The 467-nt window shown below is 76.0% G+C and carries 1 pseudogene; it reads right to left on the bottom strand.

Annotation, left to right across the window (positions count from 1 at the left end):
• Positions 1 to 467, bottom strand: a pseudogene (locus DW233_RS10375) (IS30 family transposase); the annotation flags it as partial.

The raw sequence follows: 467 nt of genomic DNA, 5'->3' as shown, positions 1-467 counted from the left end.
GGCAGCGCAAGCTGCAGCCTGCTGGGGCGGTGCAGCAGCGTGAGCAGGCAGGCGCCGTCCTCCCGGGCCCCCTCGACGGTGCCCATCTCCCAGGCCGCGGCGCACGCGTCCTCGCCGAGGGCGAGGAACGCGGCGTGCGACCTGCGGGGCGAGTGCGGCGTCGCCCTCTTCGGGGCCCGGTGCGACCTGGGCCTGTAGCCGACCTTCCGCCTGAGCTCCATGTTGGTCATGCCGTCGTAGCCCGCCGCGACCCAGCGGTAGATCGTCGAGGGCGACAGGTCCACGGGCCCGCCGTTGCGGGCGGACAGCTGCTCGGGCGACAGCCCACGGCCCAGGCCGTCGCGGATGAGGGCGAGCGCCGCGGCCGCGGCGGGCTCGTCGGCGTCTATCCCGCGCCTCGACGAGACGAGGACCGAGTCCGCGCACAGCTGCGCGGCGCGGGCCTCGTAGAAGACGTGCGGGCGGCG

Source organism: Collinsella sp. AM20-15AC, assembly GCF_003471405.1.
Taxonomy (GTDB): domain Bacteria; phylum Actinomycetota; class Coriobacteriia; order Coriobacteriales; family Coriobacteriaceae; genus Collinsella.
The sequence above is the reverse complement of the archived record's forward strand: the minus strand, read 5'-3'. Positions and strand labels throughout refer to the sequence as shown.